Origin of the sequence: Streptomyces tatrensis, assembly GCF_049310065.1 — a bacterium.
Lineage (GTDB): Bacteria > Actinomycetota > Actinomycetes > Streptomycetales > Streptomycetaceae > Streptomyces.
This window is the reverse complement of the sequence record NZ_JBMDLB010000006.1, coordinates 1-24,206: the sequence shown is the minus strand read 5'-3', so window position 1 is coordinate 24,206 and position 24,206 is coordinate 1. Positions and strand designations below refer to the sequence as shown.

Annotated in this window: 20 protein-coding genes; 10 read left to right on the top strand and 10 right to left on the bottom strand. The window is 68.2% G+C overall.

Translation table 11 applies throughout. From position 1 onward, the window contains the following. Positions 1-392 precede the first annotated feature (392 nt). Positions 393-1,208, top strand: coding sequence for an IclR family transcriptional regulator (locus ACODT5_RS03220; protein ID WP_422517740.1), 816 nt, complete (start codon positions 393-395; stop codon positions 1,206-1,208). 396 nt (positions 1,209-1,604) lie between these two features. On the opposite strand, the gene ACODT5_RS03215 is transcribed toward ACODT5_RS03220, so the two are convergent. The 3 genes from ACODT5_RS03215 to istA are packed head-to-tail and all read right to left on the bottom strand — an operon-like array spanning position 1,605 to position 4,103. Further along, entirely contained in the window at positions 1,605-1,991 is a 387-nt protein-coding gene (locus ACODT5_RS03215; RefSeq protein WP_422517648.1) for a hypothetical protein, read from the bottom strand. A gap of 33 nt (positions 1,992-2,024) precedes the next feature. Then, complete coding sequence (gene istB / locus ACODT5_RS03210; RefSeq protein WP_422517647.1) at positions 2,025-2,846, bottom strand: IS21-like element helper ATPase IstB; 822 nt, start codon at positions 2,844-2,846, stop codon at positions 2,025-2,027. A 3-nt stretch (positions 2,847-2,849) separates the two neighbouring features. Beyond that, complete coding sequence (gene istA / locus ACODT5_RS03205; RefSeq protein ID WP_422517646.1) at positions 2,850-4,103, bottom strand: IS21 family transposase; 1,254 nt, start codon at positions 4,101-4,103, stop codon at positions 2,850-2,852. A gap of 27 nt (positions 4,104-4,130) precedes the next feature. Here istA and ACODT5_RS03200 point away from each other — a divergent pair, with 27 nt between their 5' ends. The 3 genes from ACODT5_RS03200 to ACODT5_RS03190 all read left to right on the top strand — a co-directional run bounded on the left by ACODT5_RS03200 (position 4,131) and on the right by ACODT5_RS03190 (position 7,967). After that, positions 4,131-5,591: a zinc finger domain-containing protein gene (locus tag ACODT5_RS03200; RefSeq protein WP_422517645.1), complete on the top strand. Its 1,461-nt coding sequence runs from the start codon at positions 4,131-4,133 to the stop codon at positions 5,589-5,591. 331 nt (positions 5,592-5,922) lie between these two features. After that, positions 5,923-7,071: a hypothetical protein gene (locus ACODT5_RS03195; protein WP_422517644.1), complete on the top strand. Its 1,149-nt coding sequence runs from the start codon at positions 5,923-5,925 to the stop codon at positions 7,069-7,071. Positions 7,072-7,112: 41 nt separating this feature from the next. Then, complete coding sequence (locus ACODT5_RS03190; protein WP_422517643.1) at positions 7,113-7,967, top strand: hypothetical protein; 855 nt, start codon at positions 7,113-7,115, stop codon at positions 7,965-7,967. 279 nt (positions 7,968-8,246) lie between these two features. Here the strand turns inward: ACODT5_RS03190 and ACODT5_RS03185 are convergent, their stop codons facing one another. Further along, positions 8,247-10,952 (bottom strand): YfgM family protein, encoded by a 2,706-nt coding sequence (locus ACODT5_RS03185; protein ID WP_422517642.1) that lies wholly within the window; start codon positions 10,950-10,952, stop codon positions 8,247-8,249. Positions 10,953-11,080: 128 nt separating this feature from the next. On the opposite strand from ACODT5_RS03185, the gene ACODT5_RS03180 reads away from it, so the two are divergent. Then, positions 11,081-11,329 (top strand): hypothetical protein, encoded by a 249-nt coding sequence (locus ACODT5_RS03180; RefSeq protein ID WP_422517641.1) that lies wholly within the window; start codon positions 11,081-11,083, stop codon positions 11,327-11,329. Here ACODT5_RS03180 and ACODT5_RS03175 read toward each other — a convergent pair. Continuing rightward, positions 11,293-13,218: a zeta toxin family protein gene (locus ACODT5_RS03175; RefSeq protein WP_422517640.1), complete on the bottom strand. Its 1,926-nt coding sequence runs from the start codon at positions 13,216-13,218 to the stop codon at positions 11,293-11,295. The two genes, ACODT5_RS03180 and ACODT5_RS03175, sit on opposite strands and share 37 nt — an antisense overlap. Before the next feature lie 28 nt (positions 13,219-13,246). Here ACODT5_RS03175 and tap point away from each other — a divergent pair, with 28 nt between their 5' ends. Together tap and tpg (ACODT5_RS03165) are read left to right on the top strand one after the other, a co-directional pair. Continuing rightward, positions 13,247-15,502 (top strand): telomere-associated protein Tap, encoded by a 2,256-nt coding sequence (gene tap, locus ACODT5_RS03170; protein WP_422517639.1) that lies wholly within the window; start codon positions 13,247-13,249, stop codon positions 15,500-15,502. An 8-nt stretch (positions 15,503-15,510) separates the two neighbouring features. Continuing rightward, positions 15,511-16,074, top strand: a complete 564-nt coding sequence (gene tpg, locus ACODT5_RS03165) for a telomere-protecting terminal protein Tpg (RefSeq protein ID WP_422517638.1) — start codon at positions 15,511-15,513, stop codon at positions 16,072-16,074. A gap of 135 nt (positions 16,075-16,209) precedes the next feature. Here the strand turns inward: tpg (ACODT5_RS03165) and ACODT5_RS03160 are convergent, their stop codons facing one another. Beyond that, positions 16,210-16,914 (bottom strand): AbiV family abortive infection protein, encoded by a 705-nt coding sequence (locus ACODT5_RS03160; RefSeq protein WP_422517637.1) that lies wholly within the window; start codon positions 16,912-16,914, stop codon positions 16,210-16,212. 97 nt (positions 16,915-17,011) lie between these two features. Beyond that, positions 17,012-17,767 (bottom strand): DUF4145 domain-containing protein, encoded by a 756-nt coding sequence (locus tag ACODT5_RS03155; protein ID WP_422517636.1) that lies wholly within the window; start codon positions 17,765-17,767, stop codon positions 17,012-17,014. Positions 17,768-17,923: 156 nt separating this feature from the next. Here ACODT5_RS03155 and tpg (ACODT5_RS03150) point away from each other — a divergent pair, with 156 nt between their 5' ends. The 3 genes from tpg (ACODT5_RS03150) (at position 17,924) to ACODT5_RS03140 (ending at position 20,524) form a co-directional block, all read left to right on the top strand. Next, entirely contained in the window at positions 17,924-18,517 is a 594-nt protein-coding gene (gene tpg / locus ACODT5_RS03150) for a telomere-protecting terminal protein Tpg (RefSeq protein WP_422517635.1), read from the top strand. Positions 18,518-18,759: 242 nt separating this feature from the next. Then, on the top strand, positions 18,760-19,332 hold the full coding sequence (locus tag ACODT5_RS03145; protein ID WP_422517634.1) for a hypothetical protein: 573 nt from the start codon (positions 18,760-18,762) through the stop codon (positions 19,330-19,332). Positions 19,333-19,525: 193 nt separating this feature from the next. Then, positions 19,526-20,524 (top strand): hypothetical protein, encoded by a 999-nt coding sequence (locus ACODT5_RS03140; RefSeq protein WP_422517633.1) that lies wholly within the window; start codon positions 19,526-19,528, stop codon positions 20,522-20,524. Between the two features lie 831 nt (positions 20,525-21,355). Here ACODT5_RS03140 and ACODT5_RS03135 read toward each other — a convergent pair. From ACODT5_RS03135 to ACODT5_RS03125, 3 genes are all read right to left on the bottom strand, one after another. Beyond that, on the bottom strand, positions 21,356-21,778 hold the full coding sequence (locus ACODT5_RS03135; RefSeq protein ID WP_422517632.1) for a hypothetical protein: 423 nt from the start codon (positions 21,776-21,778) through the stop codon (positions 21,356-21,358). A gap of 309 nt (positions 21,779-22,087) precedes the next feature. After that, positions 22,088-22,564, bottom strand: a complete 477-nt coding sequence (locus ACODT5_RS03130; protein WP_422517631.1) for a hypothetical protein — start codon at positions 22,562-22,564, stop codon at positions 22,088-22,090. Next, positions 22,561-23,220, bottom strand: a complete 660-nt coding sequence (locus tag ACODT5_RS03125) for a hypothetical protein (protein WP_422517630.1) — start codon at positions 23,218-23,220, stop codon at positions 22,561-22,563. Before ACODT5_RS03125 ends, ACODT5_RS03130 begins: the two co-directional genes overlap by 4 nt. Positions 23,221-24,206 lie beyond the last annotated feature (986 nt).

The window sequence follows — 24,206 nt, the reverse complement described above, 5'->3', positions numbered from 1 at the left end:
ACACCGCCATCCAAGCCCTCTACCTCCTTCACCTCTCCCGCGCCGAGATCGCCACTGCCCACCACTGGAGCAACCAGCCTCCGAACCCCGACCCGAGCGAAGAGGTCCCACCGCTGCCCGACGTCGACGACGTCGAAGACACACTGCAGGCCTCGATCATCTGGACCTCCCCGCCCATCTCCACCACCAAGATCACCCCCACCCCACTGTCCCGACCCCATCTGCGCCACCTTCCCGACCCGATCCGCTACGCGCTCGACACCACCACCCCTCACGAGCACGACGAGCTCGGCGACATCTACACCCCCACCCCCCGACTCGCCTCCGCCCTGGCCCGCTGGGCACGACTGGACCCCAAGGGTCTGGCCCCGGACGCCAAACGCGGCGCCCGGATGGGTCGGCGGCCCAAGCGCCAGCAGCCGGTGAACACCCACCTTGAAGCAGCCCAGCGGGCCCTGCGGGTCCTGGAGGTCATCCACCGCCACGAGGGAGGCGTCTCCCGCACGCAGATCGCACGCGAAACCGGCCTGCCCCAGCTCTATCTCGCCCACGCCATCGAGCACCTGGTCCGCACCCAGCTCGCCACCCCGGTCGCCCACGGCGTCTACGCGGCCGGCTCCTCCCTCAAACTCGCCGGAACCGGAAGCCTCGGCGGAGCGCTGCTGAGGGAAACGCTCGCGATCCTGCGCGACGAGGTCGGCGCCGCGGTCTACGTCGCCAGCTACACCGACGGCGAAATCTCCATTACCCAGTACGCCGACAGCCCCACAACCCCCGCCGTCCACGAATGGGTCGACTTCCGCGAAGCCGCCCACGCCTCCGCCGTCGGCAAAGCCCTCCTGGTCCAGCTCGACGACGACGAGCGCCGCGAACACCTGAACCGACACCGAATGGAGGCCTTCACCCCCCACACCATCACCAGCCCCGAAGTCCTCTTCAACGAACTCGACACCCGACACCCCGGCGAACCCCTCCTGGACCTCCAGGAATACGCCCTGGGCACCGTCTGCGCCGCCGTCCCCATCCGCACCGGCACCGAACCCGAATGTGTAGCCCTCTCCCTGCCCACCCCAGACCCCTACAAGCTCCACCAAGCCGCCCGCGTCCTTCGCAACGAAGCAATCGCCGTCCTTCTGGCCCTCCTCGTCGGAGGCATCACCACCCCACCCAGCGATCCCGGAGTTCCCTGCGCGGTGATACACCACTAGCCAGGTTCCTGCAGCAGCCGGGCTCAGTAGTGCAGGCCACCGCCGCCCCCCTGAGGGGGTGGCGGCCCTGATCGCGGGCACAGGTAGGCACGACACCTTGCGGTTCGCGCGTGAGCACCGTGCTGGGACTCTCGCTGTCGGCGTCGAGCCTGCGCACTCGGATCTGCCCGTGAGGGGAACGTGCTGATCGCCTGCGGGCCCTTAGGAGGGGGTGGCACGCTGAGCTGGGGCGAATGAGGGGGCGGGATTCGTGCGGGGTGACAACCGGCAGATCCAGACAGCGGTTTTAGGCGGGGCAGCTTCAGAGGATCCCCTTGTCAACGCTCTGTGAATCTTGACCCCCACGCGCTCCCGGAAACTTGACCCCCGGTTGCTCGTCGTTGAGATCTGTCAAGATCAAATTTGCTGTGGGAACTCTGCGTCGATCAGCTGTAGGACCTCCTGCTGCCGCTGGTGGAACTGGGGGAGGTTGGGGCGGATGTGGTCCAGATGCTCGGCTGGCGAGGTCTCGCGAAAGTCAGGGTGCTGCCGCAGGTAGTCCAGGCTCAGTGACTTTTGAAGCGATGCGCAGAACAGGTAGGCCGAGGAAAGCGGCTCCGACTCGAACAAGACTTGCAGGTCCTCGTCGGCGGTAGTGGCTCTCCCGCAGACTCCCTCGACCATGGCTGCTAGCACCTCGACGGCCGCCGCAGGATCGCCGGTGGGATCCCAGAGAGCTTCTGAGAGTGCCCTGCGCATCCTCTGCGCAATCAGGGCTGTGGGTTCGCTTCGTTCGTCCGTCACGCCCTCATCATTGCCTGGGCGGGAAGAATTCGATCAGTCCTGGTGCGTCCGGTTTCCCTTTGCCAGCAGTTCGCGTCGTTGGCGGGTGCGGTAGGAGTCACCGGTCAGGGTGAGGACCTCGGCGTGGTGGACAAGTCGGTCGATCATCGCGGCCGCGACAACGTCGTCGGAGAAGGTCTCTCCCCACCGTCCGAAGGGCAGGTTGGAGGTGACCATCACGGAGCCCTGTTCGTAGCGTGAGGCGATGAGCTGGAAGAACAGGTTCGCCGCGTCCTGGTCGAAGGGGATGTAGCCGACCTCGTCGATGATGATCAGCTTGTAGCGGCGGATCTTCTTCAGTTCGGCGTCCAGGCGCCCGGCCTGATGGGCCGCGGCCAGGCGGGCGATCCAGTTGCTCGCGGTGTCGAACAGGACCGAGTGGCCGGCCTGCGTGGCCTTGACACCCAGGCCGATCGCCAGGTGGGTCTTGCCGAGGCCGGGCGGGCCCAGCAGGATCACGTTCTCCGCCTTCGCGACGAAGGTGCCCGTCGCCAGGTGGGCAAGGACGTCACGCCGCAGTGAGGGCAGGTGGTCCAGGTTGAAGTCCTCAAGGGTTTTGACCTGCGGGAAGTGCGCGGTGCGGATCCGCATCGTGGTGCCCTTGGACTCCCGGTCGGCGACCTGGCGCTGCAACAGGGCGGCCAGGTACTCCTCGTGGGACCAGTTCTGGTCGCGGGCCTGGTCGGCGAGCTCCTCCCAGAAGGCGCCGACGGTGGGCATCTTCAGGACCCGGGTCAGGTAGGCGATCATCGATGGCATGCCGTCCTTCGGGAAGGATCCCGCAGTGTCCGGCTTGGCCTGGGTGGAGGTGGTCATGGATCACTTCGCCTTCGTGGAGGGTGGGTTGAAGTCGACGCCGAACAAGGCGTCGTAGTCCGGCAGGGCCCGCAGGGCGACCGCGTGCCCGTCGGGATGGCGGCGAGTGGCAGCTGCACGTTTCTGGCGGTCCAGTGCCAAGGCCTCGCGCATCCGTGCGGCGGTGGCGGCGTGGATCGGGTCAGTGACAACCCCGTGCTTGGCCCAGGACCTCACGTGACGGGCGACGACCTGTCCATCGCAGAACGCGGTCACCGTCTCGGGCGATGCGGTGATGTCGACGAACCGGCCGATGACCTGCGGGTCCACTGAGTAGTCGACGGTGTCGACGCGGATGTAGTAGTCGCGGCCCAGCCGGATGCGATGGTTCAGACCGATCGGCGGGGTGACCGGCGGCAGCGGGAGCATCGACAGGTAGTCGGTCTCCAGCAGATCCACCGGTCGGCCCTGGATCGAGCGGACGGTGCGGGCGTTGGCCCGCAGCAGCCACTGGCCCAGCTGGTCGTTGAAGTCGGCTGGGGATGCGAACTGGCGGCCCGGCAGGAACGAGGTCTCCAGATACTGGTTGTTGCGTTCGACCAGCCCTTTGTATTCCGGGTCGCGGGGTGGGGCCAGCTTGATCTTGGTGGCCAGCGTCCCCGCAAAGGCCGCGGCCGGTGCGGTCACCCGACCGGTTCCACCGATGGCCGCCTCCCGGTCCCAGACCAGGGTCCGCGTGACGCGGCCGATGCCGTGAATCAGCGACCACATGCCCGACAGGATGTCGCCACCCTGCCGGGTCGGGATCATCGTGGCCGCCATGAACCGGGAGAAGCCAAGCGTCATCACCAGCACCGGCAGCACTCGCTCCTGTCCTGGCGCGACCCGCACCTTCGTCTCGGGAAACCACAGGTCACACTGGGCGATCTGGCCAGGCTCGTAAGTCACCCGGTCGACCGGGTCGATGCCGACATACTCCGGCCGAATCAACGCCAGCCGTTTACGCAGCGGCGGCATCGAGTACGGCCAGCCGATCCGCTCCGCGATCACCGGCGCCGGCATCCGCGGCGACTCGTTCAACAACGCCCGCATCTGCGGCTCGAACGCGTCCGCGACCTGCCCGCGGGACACTCGCTCGTACTTCGGCGGTCGGTCCGAGGACAACGCGGCCCGCACCGTATTCCGGGCCACCCCCAACCGCCGTGAGATCTCCTTGATGGGCACGCCCTCGGCTCGATGCAGCCGACGTATCTCCGCCCAGTCCTCCACCTTTAGCACCCTCCAAGAGTGATCAGGGGGTCAAGGTTGCGAGAGCAGTACGGGGTCAGTTTTCAGGAAGCATCAACACCCCTCACGCTGCCGCTGGAGGCGATCGAGCTGGATGCCTTCCGCCAGCGGCACGCGCACGACACGTTCTGGTGCGGGCTGCTCCTGGGCGGCTGCGGCGTCCAGCTGACGACGAAGCTGTACACCGACCGTGTGTGCCACTTCGCCCACCACCCGGGCGCTGAAGGGCACTGCGGCCGGCGGGACCGTGGGGTGGCGAGCGCGGACCACCTGTACGTGAAGGCCTCGGCCGCCGCCTGGCTCCGCACGGCCGGCCACCCTGAGGACCAGGTCCGCTTCGACTTCGCGCGGCCGGACGGCGCCGAAATCGGATCGGTCCTCGACATCCGGTTCAAGGAGCGCGGGCTGCGCGTGCACCTGGACCAGGCCGTCGCACCCGTCTGGGACGAGGACGGCCTCGAGCCCGTGCTGGGGCTGTCGGTGCCCGTGGACCGGGACACCTTGATCGACCGCTGGTACATCCACCGGATCCGCCTCGACAGTATCGGTACCACCCGGCAGGTCCAGATCGGCACGGAAGCCTTCAAGCGGCCCACCAAATGGTTCGAACTCGACGAGTGCGAGGTGACCGAGCGCGGGCTCTCGACCCCCGCGGTCGAGCGGATCATCCGAAACCACAACACCCGCCCCGTATCCGGGCGCCCCGCGACTCCGACCCGGAAAGTCCCTGACCAGAATGCCCGCGCACAGCTTCTGCTCCGCAAGCTGGCCGAGGGGCAGAAGGTCGGGTCGGTACTCCTCGTGTCCCAGGTCAGCGGCCAGCTAGCCGCTTTGACCGGTCTGAGTGCCGAAGGGCAGGCCCAGGCCCGTGCTGCCGTCGCCAGCACCCAAAGCTGGTTGGAGGAGCAGGAGGCAGTCCGTCAGAACCTGTTCGCGCGGCTTCAGCACGCCCTGGACGTCCAGGACCTCGAGCAGCTGCGTACGCTGCGGGTGACCGCGAACGCGACGGCGAGCCATGACCGCACCGTCGAGGAGTCCGCCATCATCGAGGCGGCGGGTGAACTACTTGCTGCCGATGCGCGGGAACGGCACGAGGAGATTCTCGCGGCCGAGCTGCAGGCCGAACAGGCCCGGCGGGCCGCCGACCGGGTCCGTGCCCTGCTGTCGGCCCTTCGCCGCCCTCCCACCGGGCTGCGGTCACAACGCCGCGACTGGATCCGGGCTTCTGTACGGAAGCTGCTGGTCGCGGCGGAGCAAGCGGACAGCGTCCTCAGCGCGCGCGAGCGGGAGCACATCGAGTCGTGGAAGACGCGCGTCGGTACCGGCGGGGCGCCGACACGGGGTGCCCGCTCCGCAGGGGGAGAGCGACAGGTTCATGAGGTGGCATGTCCGGCGTGTAGGGCCGAGGCCGGGGTGCGGTGCGATACACCCCGCGGCTATCACCCGTCACGGATGGCCCGGCTGAGGCGCTCACGCTGATCCGCGCTGAGCCCACGTTCAGGTCCGCCAGAGAGCTGTCCGGCGCACTTCCTCCAAGCTGACCCGGTCGGAGCTGACCGGCGAATGCTGGTACACCGGCACAGTCGGGCGTCAGCTCCTGATCCGTCCGCGACTCAAGGCCGGCCCAGCTGGGTACCCGACGAGGTGGCTCGAGAAGCGCCAGGGCACTGCCGTCATGTTGCGTGATTCCGCGACTTACCCGGCCTAGGCAAGCGCGAGATATAGAAAATGTTGCCTGGATCGAAGACTTTACTGACTTAGTAAAGTCTCCTTCCTGAGCAAGTTTGCTTGCGAGGCGTGTGATGATGGCATGGTGGAATCTCCCCTGATCAGAGAGTCGCACCTGCTGGAACAGGGCATTCAAGCCTTGAGCGGCCTACTCGGGCCGGAGTGGCAGGTCACGCAGCGCCCGAACAAGAGCAAGGTCTTCGACGCCGCCCTGGAGGTGAGGGCGGACGGGGACAGCGCATTCACGCAGCTGCTGGTGGAGGCAACCCAGGCAGTTCCACCGCGGTTCGTCATGGAGCGGCTGGTGCCCAAGGTACAGCTGCTCCGCGAGGTCAATCACTACACAAACCTGCTGATCATCGCGCCGTGGATCTCATCCCAGGCCCGGGATCTACTGAGACAGAACGGCATCGCGTATCTCGATCTGACGGGCAACGTCGACATCCGTGTGCCACGACCGGCCATCATCATCCACACCGTAGGAGCCGAGAAGGCGCCGAGGTCAGGGCCTCGGGAAACCAGCAGAACCACTCTGGCGGGGGTGAAGGCAGGGCGCCTGGTCCGACTCTTGGCCGACGTTCCGCCACCTCACCGCGCCACCGACTTGCACCGGGTCTCCACATTGAGCCTCCCATATGTATCCCGGCTCCTGGACACCCTGGAAGACCAGCTCCTGATCCGCCGCAAGGGGCGGATCATCACGGACGTCGACTGGGCTCAGCTTCTACGCGCCCGGGCCCACGAGACGAGCCTCCTCACTTCAGGGTCCTACCAGGGATTTCTGGCCCCCAACGGCGTACCAGCCCTCCTAGAACAGATCCCTCAGCTCTCCACGAAGTACCTCGGGGACGTCACCGTCAGAGACGTCCTTTCCGTCACTGGCTCCTACGCCGCACAGCGCTTCGTCCGCGTCGCCGTGGGCGGTCAGCTGATGCTCTACGTCGGGCCTTGGCTGGACATCGATGAGGCCGCCGATGAGCTCGGGCTCCTGCCGGTCACCGAAGGCGCGGATGTCCTGCTGTTGAACGAGCCGGATTCCTTTGTCCGGAGACGGTCGGAGTTCTTCGACGGCGTGCAGTACGTCGCGCCTAGCCAAGCGGTACTCGACTGCCTGGCCGGCCCTGGCCGGATGCCTGCCGAGGGAGAGGCCCTCCTGGACTTCATGGAGGCGTATCCCGAGGGGTGGCGAGCTTCCAAGAAAGTCATCGGGGCGCCGCCCGTTCAGCACTAAGATCGCAACGCAGGACACAGGCAACGAGAGCGCGAGGCACCATGTCACAGGTCCCGGAGGGCGTCGACCCCGATCAGCTGACGGTGGTGGCCCGACGTGTTCTCCTCGACGGGCTGGTTGCGTTGAGCCCTCACCTCGATGCTCTGACGGTTGTGGGTGCGCAGGCTGTCTACCTGCGCACTCCGGACGCGGCGATCCGCAACTCGCCCTTCACCTCCGACGGCGACTTGAGCATCGACCCGGCTCTCCTTGAGGACCAGCCCCTTCTCGACGCATCCCTGCGTGAGGCCGGCTTTACCTTGAAGTTGAAGAACGAACCCGGGCTCTGGGTACGGCAGGAGACCGTGGGCGACCGGATTGTGCCGGTAGAGTTGGATCTCCTCATTCCCAAGCAGCTCTCCCGCGAGAACGGGCGCCGCAGCGCCAAGATCCCCCCACACGGCGTAATGTCAGCACGCTGGACCCCGGGCCTTGAGGTCGCCGCCGTGGACCGCTCGCCCCTGTCCGTCGCCAGCCTCGACCCCGCCGATGACCGGTCGATCACGGTCAACGTCGCCGGCCCCGCGGCTCTCCTCGTAGCCAAAGCCTTCAAGATCACCGACCGGCTCCGCGAGGCCGAGACGCGTCCGGACCGCCTGACCGACAAGGATGCCGGTGACGTCCTGCGCATCATGATGACCACCCGGGCGCGACAGGTCTCGGACACATTCGCCGTGCTGCGCGACGATCCGCGCGTGGGTGCCGTTGCAGTGGACGGGCTGGAAATGCTGCGTCAGCTCTTCGGCGGGCGTGCTACCCCCGGCGTTGAGATGGCTGTCAAGGCGCTCGCGGGCTCCCTCGAAGAGGACCGCGTCCGGGCCCTCGCCCCGGCCTTCATGGCGCGCCTGACGGAGTAGCCGTGGTGCCGGGGCACCGGCCTTGGCCACCGCCCCGCGCATAGCCCGCCCGCAGGGGCAACGCGAGGCCAGTTCACTTCGGATTCGCCGCGTTCGGGCATAAGTCGGGCCCTACTTGAAGGGGCACTCGCCATCGTCGGCCACTGCCCCTCTCTCGTTTGGTCCGCACGCCGGTCGGCATGCGGACCGTTTGTTTTGTCGGGCCCTGGTGCTGGCGGACCCCACGACGACGGCCCCGAACCAGCTGCTGGTCCGGGGCCTCGTGCTTGCCCAGGGCGGTCAGTTTCCGGCGCGCAGGTGTTCCTGCCGGGCCTCCACCAGGTGGCGCCACGAGGAACGGACGTGTTCTTCGCTCTCGGTCCAGCGGATGACAGAGGGCCCCGGCAGGGGCAGGCTGGCCATGAAGTGGGCGACGTCGACGAAGTACGCGAAGTCGCCGCTGACCGTGAGTTCGCGCAGGCGGGCGATGGTGGCGGCCAGGTCCTGGTGTTCGCCGCAGACGGCGTGGTGGAAGGCGGTCGCGAGTTTCACGAACCGGTGAAGGAACGGGAGTCCGGCGGCCTCGATGTCGTTGTGCAGGCTCTGGGCGCGGTCGGGAACGCCATGCGTTCCTGCGTCCTTGATCAGGGCGACGGTGTGCGCGAGGAGGGTGTTGGAGCGCTGGTCAAGGCCGTCGAGGAGCTGGTGGGCGAGGGCGAGTTCGTCGTCGGCCCGGACAGGGTCGGCGAAGGAGACGGCCAGTGCGAGGCGGACCTGCATCATGGCGCGCTCGCCGGCAGCACTGTGCTGTTCGGCTTCGGCGCGGCCGGCTTCGAAGGCGGCTACGGCGCGGCCGGTGTCGCCCTGGGACCAGCGGATGTCGCCGAGGACTCGGTGGTGGCGGCCTTTCCAGCCCAGGGTGGGGACGGCGGCGAGTGCGGTGGGGAAGTCACCGGACAGGCGTGCCAGGTTGGCCAGACCGCGCTGGGCCCGGGGAGCGTACCGGCCGCCCGAGTCTGCCACCTGCTGCATCCCGGCACGGGCGGCGTCGTTGAGGCTGAGGTCCTTGTACGCCTTGGCCCGGTAGTACAGGCCCATTTCGGCGAGTTCGGCGGGCAGCAGGCCGCTGTCGAGAACGGCAGTGAGCCGGTCGGCGGTGCGCTGACGGTGTTCGTGCTGGCGGCGGGCGATCGTCGTGAGGAGCTCGGCCAGGGCGTCGGCGGGCGTGTCCGGCGCCGGTTCGGTGCTGGTGTCGGTGGGCAGGGAGAGGGGCTCCCACACAGAGTCGTCGGTGTATGCGTGGGCGGCGGCGGTGAGCCACCCCAGATCGCTCAGGTGGTGTTCGCGGGCCAGGCGCAGGCCCTGGCGCAGGCAGGCGACCAGGAGCATGCGGCTGGGACCGAGCGTGGTGGCACTGGCCCACTGGTCGCCGAGGGCGGCCAGGGCGCGGTTGGCGGCCTGGTTCCAGTCGGCTGGTGTCCAGCGGTCGTCACTGTGGTCGTCGTTGCGGACGGCGCTGCGGATCGCACGGTGCAGGTGGTACGGCCACAGGGCGTACGGGTTCTCGTTGACCAGGGGCCGCTCCACCAGGCGCCGGGCCGGAGCCTGCTGGGCGAGGCCGGCGGTGCGGGTGGCCAGGTCGAGGTCGAAGGCGTCCAGCAGGGCGACGCTGCGCAGCAGGTGGCGTTCTTCGGGGGTGAGGTCGGACAGGGTGCGTGCCAGGAGGGCGGGGAAGGTGCAGTCGAAGTCGGCCGGGGTGGGGGTGCGGCCGGTGCGGCGGATCTCCAGGAAGCGGGAGACGGCGAGGTCGAGGTGGAGGGGCAGGCCGTGGGAGCGGGCGGTGATCGCGGCCCGGATGTCGGCGCCGATGAGGGGTTGGCCGTCTTGGACCAGGCGGCGGGCGAGGTGGGTCTCGCAGTCCTCGGGGGAGAGGTCGCCGATCAGATACTGCCGGTCGCCGGAGCCGGCTGCCCGCGGCTGCGGGACCGTCACGAAGGTGGAGGAGGCGGCCAGGCCGGGCCAGGCGATGGGGCCGGTCCAGTCGAGCTGGCCGTGCAGCGCGGGGTCCGCCCACGGCAGCCGGCTGCGGCCGCCGATGACGAAGAAGGTGCCGGGCATGAGCCAGACCAGGCGCTGCAGCAGCCGCTCGAAGTCCCGGTGGCGGTCTGCGGTGTCCTCGAAGGTGTCCAGCAGGACCACCGGGACGATGCGCTTCTTCGTGGGCAGCCGGCTCAGGTCCCAGGCCAGCAGGTGCGGATAGTAGGACAGTGCCTCCAGGTCAGGGGTGGCTTCCAGCAGGGCTGCCGTCCGGGTGGCGCCGGCCAGGGCATGGGCGCGTTCGTGCCGCTCGCGCAGTGCGTTCACCAGCGCCGAGGTGAGCTGTCCGGCGGCCGAGCCGACCAGACCGGGCAGCGCCAGAGCGGCGGCGACCTCACCCACTCCGGCCTGCAACTGCTGGGGCAGCATGTCCGCGAACTTCCCGGCCAGCCCGGACCGCCGGATGTACTCATCCAGCGGTTCACCGGGGTGCACGTGCTCCCAGTAGTTCCGCAACGCCATGTCGAAGGACGGCATCGGCCTTCCCAGGGCCGCGGCGAGCGCGAGGCGGATCGTCAGGACGACGCGCTCGAAATCCGCTCCGGTCGACGCGGCCCTCGCCAGGTCGATCCGGATGGGCAGCACCCGGTCCGTCCAGGTGGGAGCGCCCCACTGTTCGGGGCGCTGCTCGGCGGCTGTGAGCGCGGCCTCGATCTTGCGGAGCAGCGTCGACTTCCCGACACCGCCCACACCGTGAAAGACGATCAGGTTACTGCGGGAGGTTTCGAGGTCCTCCACGTCGAAGGACGGCGCGGCGATGCGGCGCAGGTGTTCCTCCAGCGCGGCGGCCACCAGGACCCACTGGCCGTGCCGGTCGGTGAACGCCTCCGCGACATCGAACGACGACGGGTCGTTGGAGCTGAACAGCGCACGCAGGTCGGCCACGGTCGGTCCCCCCAGAATGATCATCGGCGGTATCAACCGTATGGCCTGGGGCGTGCGGTGTGGCCACCTTTCGCAATGCGGGCGTCGCTCTCACATCGTCCCGGCCAGAGACAATGGCGCCCCGTCCCCTCCGAGTACATGAAGGAAATCCCTTGTCAGAGCATGTAAGTCCCGAGGCCACCACGTATCTAGTGGAGAAGGTGAGGGCCTGGTACATGGCACAGATCAGGGACGAGCAGGGCTCCGTCGGCCCCGGCTCCGAGCGCCTGAAGACGCTGAAGGCGGAGCTGGCGGTGTGCGCCGCCGATCTGCTCGCGCTTGAGGAAGATGCCAGCTCGGAGGAGGTGGCCGAGATCGCGGCCCGCTACGCCGCCCGAGCCCAGGAACTGGGCGGCCAGTAGCCGGACGCGTGCTGCAGAACGGGCAGCTGGGCCGTGGTGGTCGTGAAGGGGATGGTGCGCGGCTGCAGGTGGGTGGGCATCAGGGGCCAGGCCAGCGCGGCGATCTCGACCAGATCCGACCGGTATTGCGGCAGCTCCCTGTCCAATCGCTTGAGTGTGGCGAGGAGCTGGGCCGCCTCTGCTGGCGTGTATGGGCGGCGCTGTTCGGCCTCGACCACGGCGCCGGCCCGGGGCGGTCCGCTCAAGGTGCCGTCCGGGGCGCGCTCGTTGAGGTAGACCGGGGTCAGGTCCCGGCGGACCACGGAGATGCGGTGTACGAACGGGGAGCGTTCGGCGGCGTCGGCCACGGTGGGCATGATGGCGACCATCGCGGCGTGGGCGGCCGTCGCGGTGAACCGCGACGGCCGGACGCCCAGGTTGGCGATCTCCGCGCACCGGGTCGCGGTCCCCAGCCTGCTGTCCGCCGCGCGCCCCCCGATCACGACGAGCTCCACACGCCGGCCCGCCCGGTGGTCGCGCCGCGCGCCGTTCAGGAAGTGGCTGACACTGTCCGGGGCGATCTCGATCAGCATGTCCCCGCAGCGCGCCCGGACGTACGCCTCGGCCATCTCCTGCCACGCCCGGTAGTCCGGCCGGATCCGCGCCGACGCGGTACGCGGCTCCTCCTCCAGGAGCCGGAGGTAGTCGGGGTGGAGCATCTTGAAGCGGCCGCCCTCGATTTTGATGGGCTTGCGCTGGCGTAACGCCCGGCGCAGCATGCGGGCCATGTACGACTTCCCCGACCCCTGTTCGCCCATCACGTACAGGCTGACGGGGTCGTCCTGCGGAGTGATGGCACTCAGGAACATCGGGGCGTACAGCTCGTCGAAGATCCATCGGTGCTCGCTGGCCGACAGGCGGTGGTAGTCGACGCCGGGCGGCACGGTGAGCGGCTGGGCGATGCGGCGCACTGGCTCGGCCAAGGCGAAGGCGCGCTCCAGCCCGCCGGCCACCGCGAGGCGGCGCTCCGGTGCGAGCACGGCCGGGTGCAACCGCTGCTCCGTACTGGTCAGGCGGCGCCGGAACTGCCAGGTCTCCGGCGCGGTCCACGGCCGGCCCCACTCCGCCGTCAGTGCTTCGGGCGCGCCCTCCTCGTGGCGCCAGGACGTTCCGTCCGCGGTGAGCTCGTTGCGGTACAGGACGTGAAGCCCGCGCCGGACCACCGTCACCTGGTCCGCCAGCCGCTCAGCCTCGACGGCTTCCAAGAACAGGGGCAGGTTTCGCGTGCACTGATCGAGGTTGCCCCAGGACACGGACCGGCCAACGCCCTCCTCGTCGACCTGCGTCAGGTACCGGTCTAACCCGCTGAGCTGCGCCTCGGCCTCCGAAGTGGCCAGCGCCACCACCTCGATGCGGTAGCCCTCCGTACGCCAGACGCGCGCCGACGCAAGGGCCTCCGTCAGATCCGCGATCGGGGCTTCCAGCACCGCGTCGAAGCGTTCCCGGCGTACGTGCGCCTCGACCTCGGATTGCCATCGCAGAACGTCCGGGCGCACTCGCACACCGGCCGTGAGGTCGTCTTCGCGCATGAGGGCGTCGTATCGGGGGTGGGCCGCCTTGTAGAGGTCGCGGCCGATCAGCACGGCGCCGCCCCGTTGGGCGAGAACCGCCAGCAGGAGGTCGCATAGCCGGGACTTCCCGGCGCCCGCCGGTCCTGCGACGACGATGACCACCGGCTGGTCCTGCGGGACGGCGTGCGCGGTCCAGGTCGGCAGGATCTCCGTCATCAGGATCTCCTCGTGCTGTCGCTCGGCCAGCACGACCGGAACGACCTCCTCGTCTCTCAACGCACCCCTCCACAGCTCCGTACGCAGTTCGTACGGCAAACGTACGGCATTCGTTCGTTCCACGCGCTAGAATCTATGAAGGAGGTGTTCCATGTCCGAGTTGTTCGCTGCGGTCGACGCGCTGGTCGCGTCCCGCTCCGTACTGCCGCCCCCGGCGGAGCGCAGGCGGCTGCGGGCCGCGCACGGGCTGACGATCGACGAAGTGGCCACCGCGCTGAAGGTGCGCCGCGCCACGGTGTCCGGGTGGGAGTCCGGCAAGACGGAACCGCGGCCGCCGGAACGCGACGCGTACGCCCGGCTGCTGAAGCAGCTTGCGGAGCTCTACCCGGCCCCGGCCGACGCGGCCGCCCCCGTCTCTGCCGCCGCGGTGCCGGCCACGTTCACCGCCGTGCCCACCCCGGCGGAAGCACGGCCGCTGTCCCCAGGTCCGGCGCCCGAGGCTGCGGACATGACTGCAACCGAGAACACCCAGACCAGCTCCACCCCCGCTCCTTCCGCAGCTGCTCCGGAGGCCGCGCCGCGTTCGGCGCCCACCACCAGGCCGACGGCGTCGACGTCGCCCCGCCCCGGGGCGAAGAAGGCGGCCCCGGCCGAGGCCCCGACGGGTGAGACGGACCCGCGGTTCGAGAACGGGCCGCTGGCGGTCGTCGACGTCGAGGACGGGAAGGTGCTGGCGTACTGCGTCGGCGGCCTGGTCCTGGACGTGCCCGCCAAGAGCCTGCCGTCCCTGGTCGACTGGACCCTCAAGGAGGCGAAACTCGGTCAGCCGAAGCTGTCCGGGCCGGGAAGGCCGGCCGACCCGCTGGTCGTGCTCACCGCGGCCGCGTGCGAGCGCTATGGCCTCCCGGTGACCCTCACCGAGGAGGAGCGGATCGCCGGGCGGATCCCGGAGGGCCACAAGGTCATCAAGCAGCTGACCCGCGCCGACTGGCGGCTCACCAAGCGCGGGTTCGGCCCGTGGGCGCGGATCTACCGCCCCGCCAAGGGCTCCGACCGCCAGTGCGTCCAACTGTGCATCCCGTCGTGGAACGCGCTGGACACCCGGTTCTGGGGCGCCGCCGGGCAGCTGCCGCCGGCGGAGCTCGCCCGCGTCCTGGGCACGTACGCGGCCAGGGTGATGACGCCGCGCGGCTCCACCGCCGTCACCGGCCTCGAGCTCATGACCGCCCTGCACCCGCCGACCTACGCCGTACGCGATGAAGAGACCGGCGCCCTGCGGCAGGCCGACGACAAGACCCCCGGCTCGCTCGGCAAGGACCCGGTGGACTGCGCGCCGTGCGAAGCCCCCGACGGCCACCCGCTCCTGGCGGACCTCCCCCGCTTCCACGTTCGGGGACCTGTGGAGAAGCTGTTCGAGGAGGCGTACGACTGGGCGCGCCCGCTCACCGACGACGAATGCCTGCGCAGCAACCTGGTTGGCCTGGACGTCAACATGGCGTTCGCCGCCGGAGCCAACGGACTGGTGGTCGGCCTGGGCGCGCCGACGCACGTCAAGAACCCGGTGTTCGACGCGAAGCTTCCGGGAAGCTGGCTGGTCGACCTCAGCCATGTCGACCTGTCGCGGGTGAAGGTCGGCAAGGAGTGGGTGGAGCTGGACGGCACGCTGCTGCCCAGCCCGTTCACGCCGAAGGGCGACCGGCCCGAGGGGCCTGCCTGGTACGCGACGCCGACCGTCGCCTACGCCCAGGAGCTCGGGTACGACGTGACGCCGACCGAGGCGCACGTGCGGTACGAGAACGGTCGCTACCTGGACGGCTGGTACAGCCGGCTGCGCGATGCCTACCTCTCCACGATGGCCGACCTCGGCGTCGACGCCGACCTGTCGCCCGAGGACTTCCTCGCGGCGATGGACGGCTACAAGAGCCGCGACCCGGAGATGGCGATCGTCGTCGCGGCGGTCAAGGCGACAGTAAAGGGCGGCCTGGGGAAGCTGCGCGAGCGGCCCCGCGGCGAAGGCTGGATGTCCGGCGAGCGGTGGCGGGCCCTGGAGCGCCCGACCTGGCGACCCGACATCCGCGCGGCCGTCATCTCCCGCACCCGGATTAACCTGCACCGCAAGATCGTCAAGCACGCGTCGTTCACCGGGCAGTACCCGGTCGCGATCCTCTCCGACTGCGTCGTCTACGCCGTCGACGGCGAATCGCCGTTGGACTTCCTGCCCTACCGCGACGGGAAGCCGCTCCCGGGCGGGTTCAAGCTCGGGGTCAACCCCGGCCTGGTGAAGCACGAGGGCACCCAGACCACGCTGTGGGGCGAAGGCGCCCGGGAGCAGTTCAAGGCCCCTGAGCTCAACCTCGCCCGGTACATCAAGGACGGCAACCTCACCGACAAGGACAACGGGGAGTAGGGAGCGCGATGAACAAGGAGTTCGGGGACGGCCTCAACCAGGCCGTGGCGAAGGCGTTCACCCGCCCCGCGCCGAAGTCGGCCGGCGCGCAGATGCGCTACCTGGTCAAACAGTACAAGGGCACCAAGCAGGTCGCCCAGATGCTGCGGGTCTCCCAGCGCACCGTCGAGCGGTACGTGAAGGACCAGATCAAGAAGCCCCGCCCGGACCTCGCCGCGCGCCTGGAGCGCGAGGTGAAGGCTCGGTGGCAGCCGCAGATCCGGGCCAAGGCGAAGAAGCAGGCGGCGACAACCGGAGGCATCGTCATCGACGTCCACGCCCGCCTCGGCTACGCCGGAGCATCGATGGAATCCACCGATGAGGACCGCCAACGGCACATCACCGTCGCCCTACCGCCCCAGTACGCGGCCCGCCTCTTCGACGCCCAGGAACAGGGCGCCAGCGAAGACCGACTCCGCGAGCTCACCGCCGAAGCACTCAAGGAGGTCTACTTCCAGGACAGCGGCCGCCGCGCCGGCTCCCTCCAGGAAGTCCAGATCAACGACGTGCTCGACCTGGGGTTCCAGCTGTAGAGGTCGTACCCGAACAACCCGCGAGCGCCGGGCCGACGCTGTCCGGGGCTCGCTCGCGTATCCGTAGACGGCATCGCCACGTGATGTACGTGGGGTCACATCGACGTCCAACTGTCGGCTGGCACATGACGCGACCTACTGACCGGGCGGGAGGTTACTGTGCTTCGTCCCCGGATCAGGCGCTGCTGTCGCAGCGGACCAGTCTTCGGGGTGGGAGACCGGCAGCAGGCGGATCTGTTGCTGGCTGGTGCTGTCGTATGGCGTGACGGCATCGAATTTCATGCGGCTGTGGTCTTGGATCAGCAGCATCTCGATCACCTGCGCCGCGGTCTGCAGATCCTCGGCTGTCGTCCCGGGCTCGATGGCCGTCGGCGAAAGAACCGTTTGATCATCATCGCGGTCCACGTAGAAACCACGCTGCTTGGCGAGGTTGGCCTCGCGCGCTGCGGTCGCGGCTTCCGCCTGCCGCTGCTGGTGGGCCTCCTCCCACGAGGCGGCCTCCGAGCTCGTCGCGCGCACACGGCTGTAGTCACCCCAGAACTCCGCGAGCTCGTCCCCGAAGACGACAGCCTGGAGGTACTTCTTCGCGTGGTCGCGTCCATGGGTGGCCAGCGCATCCACCCTGCGCGGTGCCTCGTCACCCTGGCTCCAGGCGTCTTGGAAGACGTCATAGATCCAGAGCGCCTTCCCGAGCTCTTCCTGCGCCAAGACCGTGAGAGATCGCGCCCGCCCGTACGAGCCGGCGACCAGCAGGGTGTGGGCGTCGGCGATCAAGGCGGAAGCGTTGTCCAGCAGCGCCTTCCAAAATTCACGTGCCTGCCCGGGGCTCATCTCGACCATGGCACCAGTGTGCCCCGCGACACGGCGCAGATCCGGCTCTCGTCCGGGTCTGCGGCCGCCTCGGGTCGTGGCGCTGCTCAATGTCCGTGTGGTGTCATCACGGTGTCGCGCGATGCCCGTCGCGTCGTGCCTGGCGGGCCGCACGCAACGCGGCGCGCTGCTCTGGCTGGACGTAGAGAAGGAATACAGCCTCCTTGATCAGGGAGGCGACGTCGGCGACCTCATCGTGGGAGAAGTTGAGTCCCTCGTGCAGGCTCCAGTTGCCCAGCAGACGGGCCTCGTCCAAGTCCCGGACTACCTCGGCGGGAACCCCCCGGTTCACGAGGTCTGCGATCTTGGCGATCAAGTTCCTCCCATTGGCGCCACGGTCCGCGCAGAGTTCCTCGACCGCGGCACGGTACATGGCGCCGGCCGCGCGCAGGGCCCCGGCCTGCTCGCATCGGGCGCCCTCGGCGAACAGGCCACGCACACTCTCGGGTGCTTCGGGAGCCAGCTGGCCCGGTTCGCCTGCCGGATGCACGCACCGTGTGAAGCGCACCTTGCTGGCCTTGGCGTCGGGTGCTTCGCCCACCATCTCGAGGTTTTCAGGGAGGTCCGGGCCGAACTGCTGGTGCAGGACGCACGTCTTCCGGCAGCCGGGGCACATCAAGACGTGCTCGACCACGCGGAACATGTCCGGTTGTGGATGTGGCTCTCCTGGGCTGCGAAGGTCAGGTCCGCTGCTGCGCCCGAAGGAGAGCTCAACGAGCTCGGGCCAGACCTGGCGCCTGGACGCGTGCATGAAGGCGACATTGAGCTTGCAGTTGGGACACTCCCCGGCCGGCTGAGGGGTGTCCAGGGCTTCGATCGTCACTCGATTGCGTGCACTCATTGCCCAGGCATACACCGGTACGACTGCGAGAGCAGCAACTTTTGAGAGGTAATGGTTCGCCCCCACAGCAACGGCGGCCTCGACCGGCCTCCCCACGACGTCCCTTGTCCACAGGGGCACCGTGGCGTCCTTGGTGACATGAGCGATCACGAGCAGCAGCAGCAGCCGGCCCCGCGCCGCAGCAAGGTCCTGGAGGCCCTCGCGCGGGCGGAGCGGAAGCTCTTCACCCGGCCCACCCCGAAATCGGCAAAGGCACGCATGAAATTTCCCCGCACGCGCGAGCAGGGGTCCACGAAGGCCCCGGCGGGGCGCCTGGGCACCTCACGCCGGACGGTGGAGCGCTACATCGCCGGCAAGCTGACGAAGCCGCAGAAGCGCCTCCAGGCAGCCCTGGTGGAAGCGACCGAATCCGAATGGCAACCGCAGGTCAGAGCACAGGCGCGCGAACAGGCGGCTACCTCCAGGGGGATGATGGTGGAGGTGACGGCGTACTTCGGATTCGCATGCACGGGCAGCTCGGACGACGGCCGCGAGCGTCAGATCACCACGGACATCTCGCCCACCTACGTGAAGCAGATCCTGGAGCTCCAGGCCGCCGGTGCGACGGAGGAAGAGCTGCACCCGATCGTCGCTGAGGCCATCACGGAGTCGTATTTCACAGAATGGGGCACACGGGCTGATGGCCTCCGCGCGGATTTCACGGCCGTTTCGTCAATCTCTTTCCGATTCTGACGTGGCGAATTCCAAGAACCTGCCTACAAACCAGATCTTGTGCCGAGCACGGTAAATGTCCGATGGGCTGGCTGTCACCGAAGGACCATTGGTGCGCATCTGCTCGTACCTCTAGAAAGCGCGCCGGAAGAAGGTGCTGCCCCACGTCGCTCGGAGACGGCCGCTCTCGCTGAGAGTGCACGATCCATAGGCACAGGCCCATGGTGGAAGAGAAAAGCGTCGGTACCAGCAGGGAGTCGGGTATGGCCACCATCCGCAACATGAACCCGAACTGGAAATTCCACCAGCAGATGCACCGGCGTGCCAAGGCGCTAGCTCGCCTCGCCGACCCGCTGGCCGACCTGAGAGGCATCCTCGGACCGTCCTACCTCACGCCTGCCTGGGCGCCTTACATGAACCCCCTGCTCCGAGAGATGGAACAGACGCGGCAGTGGATGGAGGCCATCAAGCCCTTGCTCCCGACGCAGTCCCCTAGCTGGGGCGACCTCATACAGAAGGCCACGGCACAGTTCGACCCGGGAAAGATCGACGTCCCCGAACTTGATTCCGCCACCGAAGCCCACACTGAAGCCGACACCAGGCTCACCCTGCACATCGACAGCCTCGGCGAGCTCGACAAGCTGACACCTGAAGAACTCGGCCGAGTTCTGGCGCAGGTGACAGCGGCCGTCTTCTGCACCCTTACCGGGCTATTGGAGCATCCCGAAGACACCGACGAAAGAGAGTGGACGCTGCGCGCTTACAGCCAGGCCTTCACGGCCGGTGAGATCGCAGCAGTCCTATGGGAGGAGCTCACCGACGACACGGAGGGATGAGCCGTCTCAGTTGCTGACACAGTCTCGAACAACCTGCGGACCCCGTGTCCCTGGGCAGTGCGATCGGGCACGGCCCGCGACCAGTGCGACCGATACTCTGCCCGACGGAGACTGCTGGGTTGTGTAGCCGCAGTCCCGGTCGGGCCCAGCAGTCGCCGTGGAGCCGGCGTCGTCAGCACCCAGGAACAGGACGATGGTGGACGACTACCCACTTACGGTGACCGAGGAGCACGGAGCCCGAAGCGGCCTTGCTGCCCATCTCCCCGTGATCCACGCTGTAGCCTCCGCTGCCGCAGAAGCATGGGACGCTCCCCCCTTCGAGCTGACGATCGTGCTCTCCGGTGATCTTGCTTCCTCCATCACGGACCGCGAGGCCGGCTTCAGCCCAGAGCGGCTCGGCGGGGGAACGGTCGGTGGCAAAACGATTGCCGTGCACCGCGATTACAGCATGGTCGAGATGTTCGTCGGCGCCCAGGCCAGTGACGACTTCGACCAGCTTGAGTGGATTCACACCGTCCTCCATGAGTACGGCCACGTCATCCTGGGCCGCCTGCGCGCCGCAGCCGGCACCCGGCCCCCCTACCCGACCCGAGATCAGACGCTGCCGGAGATCGCTGCGATCTTGGCCTTCGAAGCCGCCGACGAGTACCGATGCGAGCTGCTCTCCGACGGTTTGATGAAGGGGCTGCAGCGGGCGGGAGTGCTCAGCAGCTCCGATCCCTCAATCGCCGTCAGCCTCGAACTCGTGATGCAGGACCGGTACTACGGCACGCTTGCTGACTTGCTGGACTCAGTCGTTCATCCTGGCTGGCCGAACCTGATCGACTGCTTCCTGAACGGCGACATCGACGACGTCACGATGTTCAACCAGCTGGTCGCCGAGACCGGCCACCTCCTGAAAGTTCTGGGCTACGCCGACGCGCTGGAGCGCACGGCTGGCCGAGGTCGGATCCTCGACCACTCCCCTGCGCATTCGGGCACCTCGCTCTACCTGGCTGCCGCCTGGGACCCCATCGTCAGCTTGTTGGAGCGCCAACCCGTCATTCCCACGCTGTCCGAGTTCGCGACTGCGGACACGCGGCTCCAAGCCCTGGGAGAGGGGATCGTCCGCATGTGGGAGACGCTCGGAGTCACTGGCTACCTGACTGCCCGGAACAGTCTGGTGGTGGAGGTCGAGCTGCCGCTGCGATAGGCGTTCGGCCGCGAGCGGAGCTTCTGCGTGCGCACAGGCCAGCCGGTACTCGCCGGCGGCGTTCGTCACCCTCGGGTTGCACACGTGGTGGTGCAACGCTGCCGTGCAACACGCTCCTATGGAAGCCGCAACCGAGCGGACCACTCGGAGCCGGCCTCGCAGACCGTCTTGCACCCCAATGTAGGTATGTACTTGTAGTACCGATCTGCGGTTGAGTTCCTTTCCCCCTGAGGCGAAGCTCGCCGCGCGGGCACACATCACCCGCCGCTCACCCCGGATCGACTGGCCTCCGCCGTTCGGCGCACATGATCCTTCCCGGCGCTGTGGGCCTGCCTGAGGCGCTCTGACGGCCTTCGGGCTCCCCGGGCAGTGAACAAGGGCCTCAAAGGCGCTCACAGCGCCGTACAGGGGTTCAATCGGGCGCAGGAGCACCTGACGCTCGCCAAAGGCCACCAAACGGCGCCACGCCCTCGTACCCCCTGGGCTGCCTCTGACCTGTTCCCGGCCCCGAGCTCTGCTCTCAGAGGGAAGGGAACTCAACCCGCAGATAGGTACTACAAGTACTTACCTACATTGGGGTGCAAGACGACCCGCCGGCCCTGGCGCAGTCGACGGTCGGCAGCAGCACGTGCAGCACCACCGTGCTGCTCTGCGCTGCGGCTCCTGGCGATGATGGGTGCACGGCCCCCTGTTGCTTCTCTGCAGGGGCATCTCCCGGATGCAGCGCAGCGCAGCATTCGCACGACCCGGCCGGCACACGGGTGCTGCTCGTGTAGCAGGCAAGCCCGGCCGGGCTCGACATGCAGCAGACAGCAGCTGCACCCGGGGCGGCTACGTGTTCACGACTGCTGCCACCGACGTGCTGCTCGGCTGGCCGCTGCTGCGCGAGCACGCCCGCAGCGCGCACTCGAAGAACACGTCGACGTCCACGTCGTCGTCCCGGCGCGTGACCTCGTACAGCGCCTTCGTTGCCTCGAAGGCGGCCACAACGTCGAGGGTGGGATCCTCGTGCGCCTCGGTCTCCAGGTCCAGGTAGTGGGCGAAGCCGAAGTTATAGGTCCGGACCTGGCCTGCAGCCTGATGAGCCCTGCGGGCTGCTTCGAACCAACGCACCGCACCGTTCGTGCCCAGCGTGTGGGCGATGATCGCGAAGAACGGGGTCACCTGCTCCGCGCTCGCAGGCCAGCTGTCGGTGGGCGAGCCGAACTGGTTGCCCAGCTCCTGGGTGAAGTGGAAGCCTAAGTTGTGCGTCACGCTCGACTCGTACCGCGCCGGCCGACGCTCGGGCGGGCGGCTCGCGGCGGCCGGTCCCGGGAACGCTCGTACGGGTTGTCCTTCCGGACGCCTGCCCGGGTTGTTCTGGAGAACCAGAACAACCCGGTTCACCTGGTGCTACCGGCCGCCATTCTCGCCCGATGCCGGACCGCGGGGTTCGCCTGCTGGTTGTTCTGCTGCTGCAGAACAACCCGGTTTAGCTAGTGATACCGGCTTGATCGCGGGCATGAAGAAGGCGTTGCACCCTGGGGATCGGGGGGTGCAACGCCGCTTCGTTGGGGACGGGGCTCAGGTTCGTCGGCGGGCGGCGAGGTCGATGGGCGGCTCCAGCCTCCGCTGCCGCTCGGCGGCCTTGGCCTGCTTCTCCTCTTCGTACGCCTCGATCTGCTGCTCGTAGCGTTCTTGGAAGTCCGGGTGGTCGAAGCGGTCGTCGTCGTCCATCGCGCCGATGGCCTGCAGTTGCTCGGCGGGTGTGCGGAAGCCGGCGATCAGGGGGCTGAGGCGGTAGGCACCGTTGCCTTCCTTCCACACCATCCGGGCGAAGCCGAGATGCTGGAGCCCGCGGGTCACCTTGGAACGGGTGAGGCCGATCTCGGCGGCGAGGATCTCGTGGGTGACCAGGCAGCGCCCTCCCGGCTCCTGCCGGCCCAGGAGATGGAGCAGCACCGGGTACGCGGCCGCCGGCATCCCGCGCGGTGCGAACACAAGAGCGTTGTTGGCCGACCAGACGTACTCAGGGGCCAGGTGCTCCGCAGCGATTGTCATGACGTCCCATCCTCCTCAGCGCGGGCCTGGGCGCGCACCTTGTCCTCCCGAAGTGGCTTCTCCGATGGCTTCGGGAGCTGCCGCAGTTCCTTGAACACCTCGGGCAGATTCGGATTGTCCTCGATCGCGTCCAGCAGCGATAGCTGATCGACTTTCAGCGACCCTTGGGCCCGCATACCCGGCTTCGGCTCCACCGGCACCCGGCCGCCCCGCAGCGACAGCCGCGGGTGCAGCTGGTAGAGCCCGGCCTTGACCTTGGCGGTTACCCCGAGGGCCCCGGTGTCCTTGAGCGACCGCGAGATCTGTGACTGCTTGACCTTCAACAGCGTCGCCAGCACACTCTGGGTCGCTTCCACCGTCCCGCCGGGCTTCTGGATCCCCATCATCCGGATGATCAGCCGGAGGGTGACGATGTCGTCGCGGTAGTAGTCGGAGAGCCAGCACAGGAACGCCTGGCTGTCCATGACGAAGTCCTCGCCCAGGAAGCCGTCGCTGGTGACGGGCGGCTCGACACTGGCTCGGTAGCCATCCGGCAGGTTGACCACGTTGGTGCGCCGCAGCGCCCCGGGCGCCCGGAACGCGCTGGGCGGCGGAGGCGGCGGAGCTCCGGGCGAGGCCGGCCTCTGGCGCGGCTGCTGCTGGGGCTGTGCAGGCATCGCGGTGGTCCGCTCCTCAAGATCGGTTGGGCCAGGCAACGGCAGCATACGGGATTGTCCCCCCAGTGCACTTTCATGTCCCCTGGCTGCACTTTCAGCGTGTCGTTATCACCCGGGGGTGATTTCTCCCCCCTGCCGACTCCCGCGCGACCACGACGACCACCCCGCGCAGAATGTCCCCCCGGTGCACAATATGACCAGTCGACCGCGCGGTGCCCGCCCGTTAGATTGTCCCCCTGGTGCACAAAACGACGTGGTTTTATAACCCCGGGGCGATAACTGACCCTTCGATTTATCACCCCGGGGTGATACTCCCGACGGCCCTGAAACGCGCTGACCTGGGACGATGATCAATCTCGCTCCCCATCTAGAGCATGTGCGCGCGTTATACCGGACCGCGCGTTCGTGATCAACCACCGACACGCAGCAATCTGGGGCAGGTCCTTCGGTCGCATTCGCGGCCGACTGCTCGAGCACACGTGTGCCTCGGCGCACTTGCTACGGGCCTCGGGGCAAGGGACTTGAGCCGGTCCCCTCGCGTGGCCTGGCGGTCGCGCGGCTGGCGCCCCTCGGCCCCTTTAATTCGGTCTCCCAGTCTCGGGATTCACTTTGTGTCCAGGGTGGTCTATAGAAAAGGTGCAATCTGACGGGCTGATTGGTGGTACCGAATTCCAGGGATTCTATTCTCGAACTTATAAGCCTACTGGGATGGTTGGGTGTCTCGTGTTTCCACCAACGGTACATCCTGCATCAACCTGATGCACCCACTACACTGGAACCCGACACGTACGAGCGACCCCCACCCTCTCCTCCTTGCCAGCCAGGCCCACGCAGTGGGCCCTCAAGGGGACTGGCGGCGCAGCCGGAAGGCCCCGTCAGGGGATGGGGGAGCGCAGCGGACCCAGCCCGCCGGCCGCGTAGCGGCCTGACCCCCCCGCCACCTACCGCCCGCACCGCACCCGTTCACCCGGCCCGCGCAGCGGGCC

Excerpts from the sequence above, each read along its gene's own strand:
- ACODT5_RS03220 (WP_422517740.1), top strand. The coding sequence starts at position 393 with ATGGGTCGGCGGCCCAAGCGCCAGCAGCCGGTGAACACCCACCTTGAA.
- istB (WP_422517647.1), bottom strand. The coding sequence starts at position 2,846 with ATGACCACCTCCACCCAGGCCAAGCCGGACACTGCGGGATCCTTCCCG.
- ACODT5_RS03195 (WP_422517644.1), top strand. The coding sequence starts at position 5,923 with ATGGTGGAATCTCCCCTGATCAGAGAGTCGCACCTGCTGGAACAGGGC.
- ACODT5_RS03190 (WP_422517643.1), top strand. The coding sequence starts at position 7,113 with ATGTCACAGGTCCCGGAGGGCGTCGACCCCGATCAGCTGACGGTGGTG.
- ACODT5_RS03185 (WP_422517642.1), bottom strand. The coding sequence starts at position 10,952 with ATGATCATTCTGGGGGGACCGACCGTGGCCGACCTGCGTGCGCTGTTC.
- tap (WP_422517639.1), top strand. The coding sequence starts at position 13,247 with ATGTCCGAGTTGTTCGCTGCGGTCGACGCGCTGGTCGCGTCCCGCTCC.
- tpg (WP_422517638.1), top strand. The coding sequence starts at position 15,511 with ATGAACAAGGAGTTCGGGGACGGCCTCAACCAGGCCGTGGCGAAGGCG.
- ACODT5_RS03160 (WP_422517637.1), bottom strand. The coding sequence starts at position 16,914 with ATGGTCGAGATGAGCCCCGGGCAGGCACGTGAATTTTGGAAGGCGCTG.
- tpg (WP_422517635.1), top strand. The coding sequence starts at position 17,924 with ATGAGCGATCACGAGCAGCAGCAGCAGCCGGCCCCGCGCCGCAGCAAG.
- ACODT5_RS03145 (WP_422517634.1), top strand. The coding sequence starts at position 18,760 with ATGGCCACCATCCGCAACATGAACCCGAACTGGAAATTCCACCAGCAG.
- ACODT5_RS03140 (WP_422517633.1), top strand. The coding sequence starts at position 19,526 with ATGGTGGACGACTACCCACTTACGGTGACCGAGGAGCACGGAGCCCGA.
- ACODT5_RS03130 (WP_422517631.1), bottom strand. The coding sequence starts at position 22,564 with ATGACAATCGCTGCGGAGCACCTGGCCCCTGAGTACGTCTGGTCGGCC.
- ACODT5_RS03125 (WP_422517630.1), bottom strand. The coding sequence starts at position 23,220 with ATGCCTGCACAGCCCCAGCAGCAGCCGCGCCAGAGGCCGGCCTCGCCC.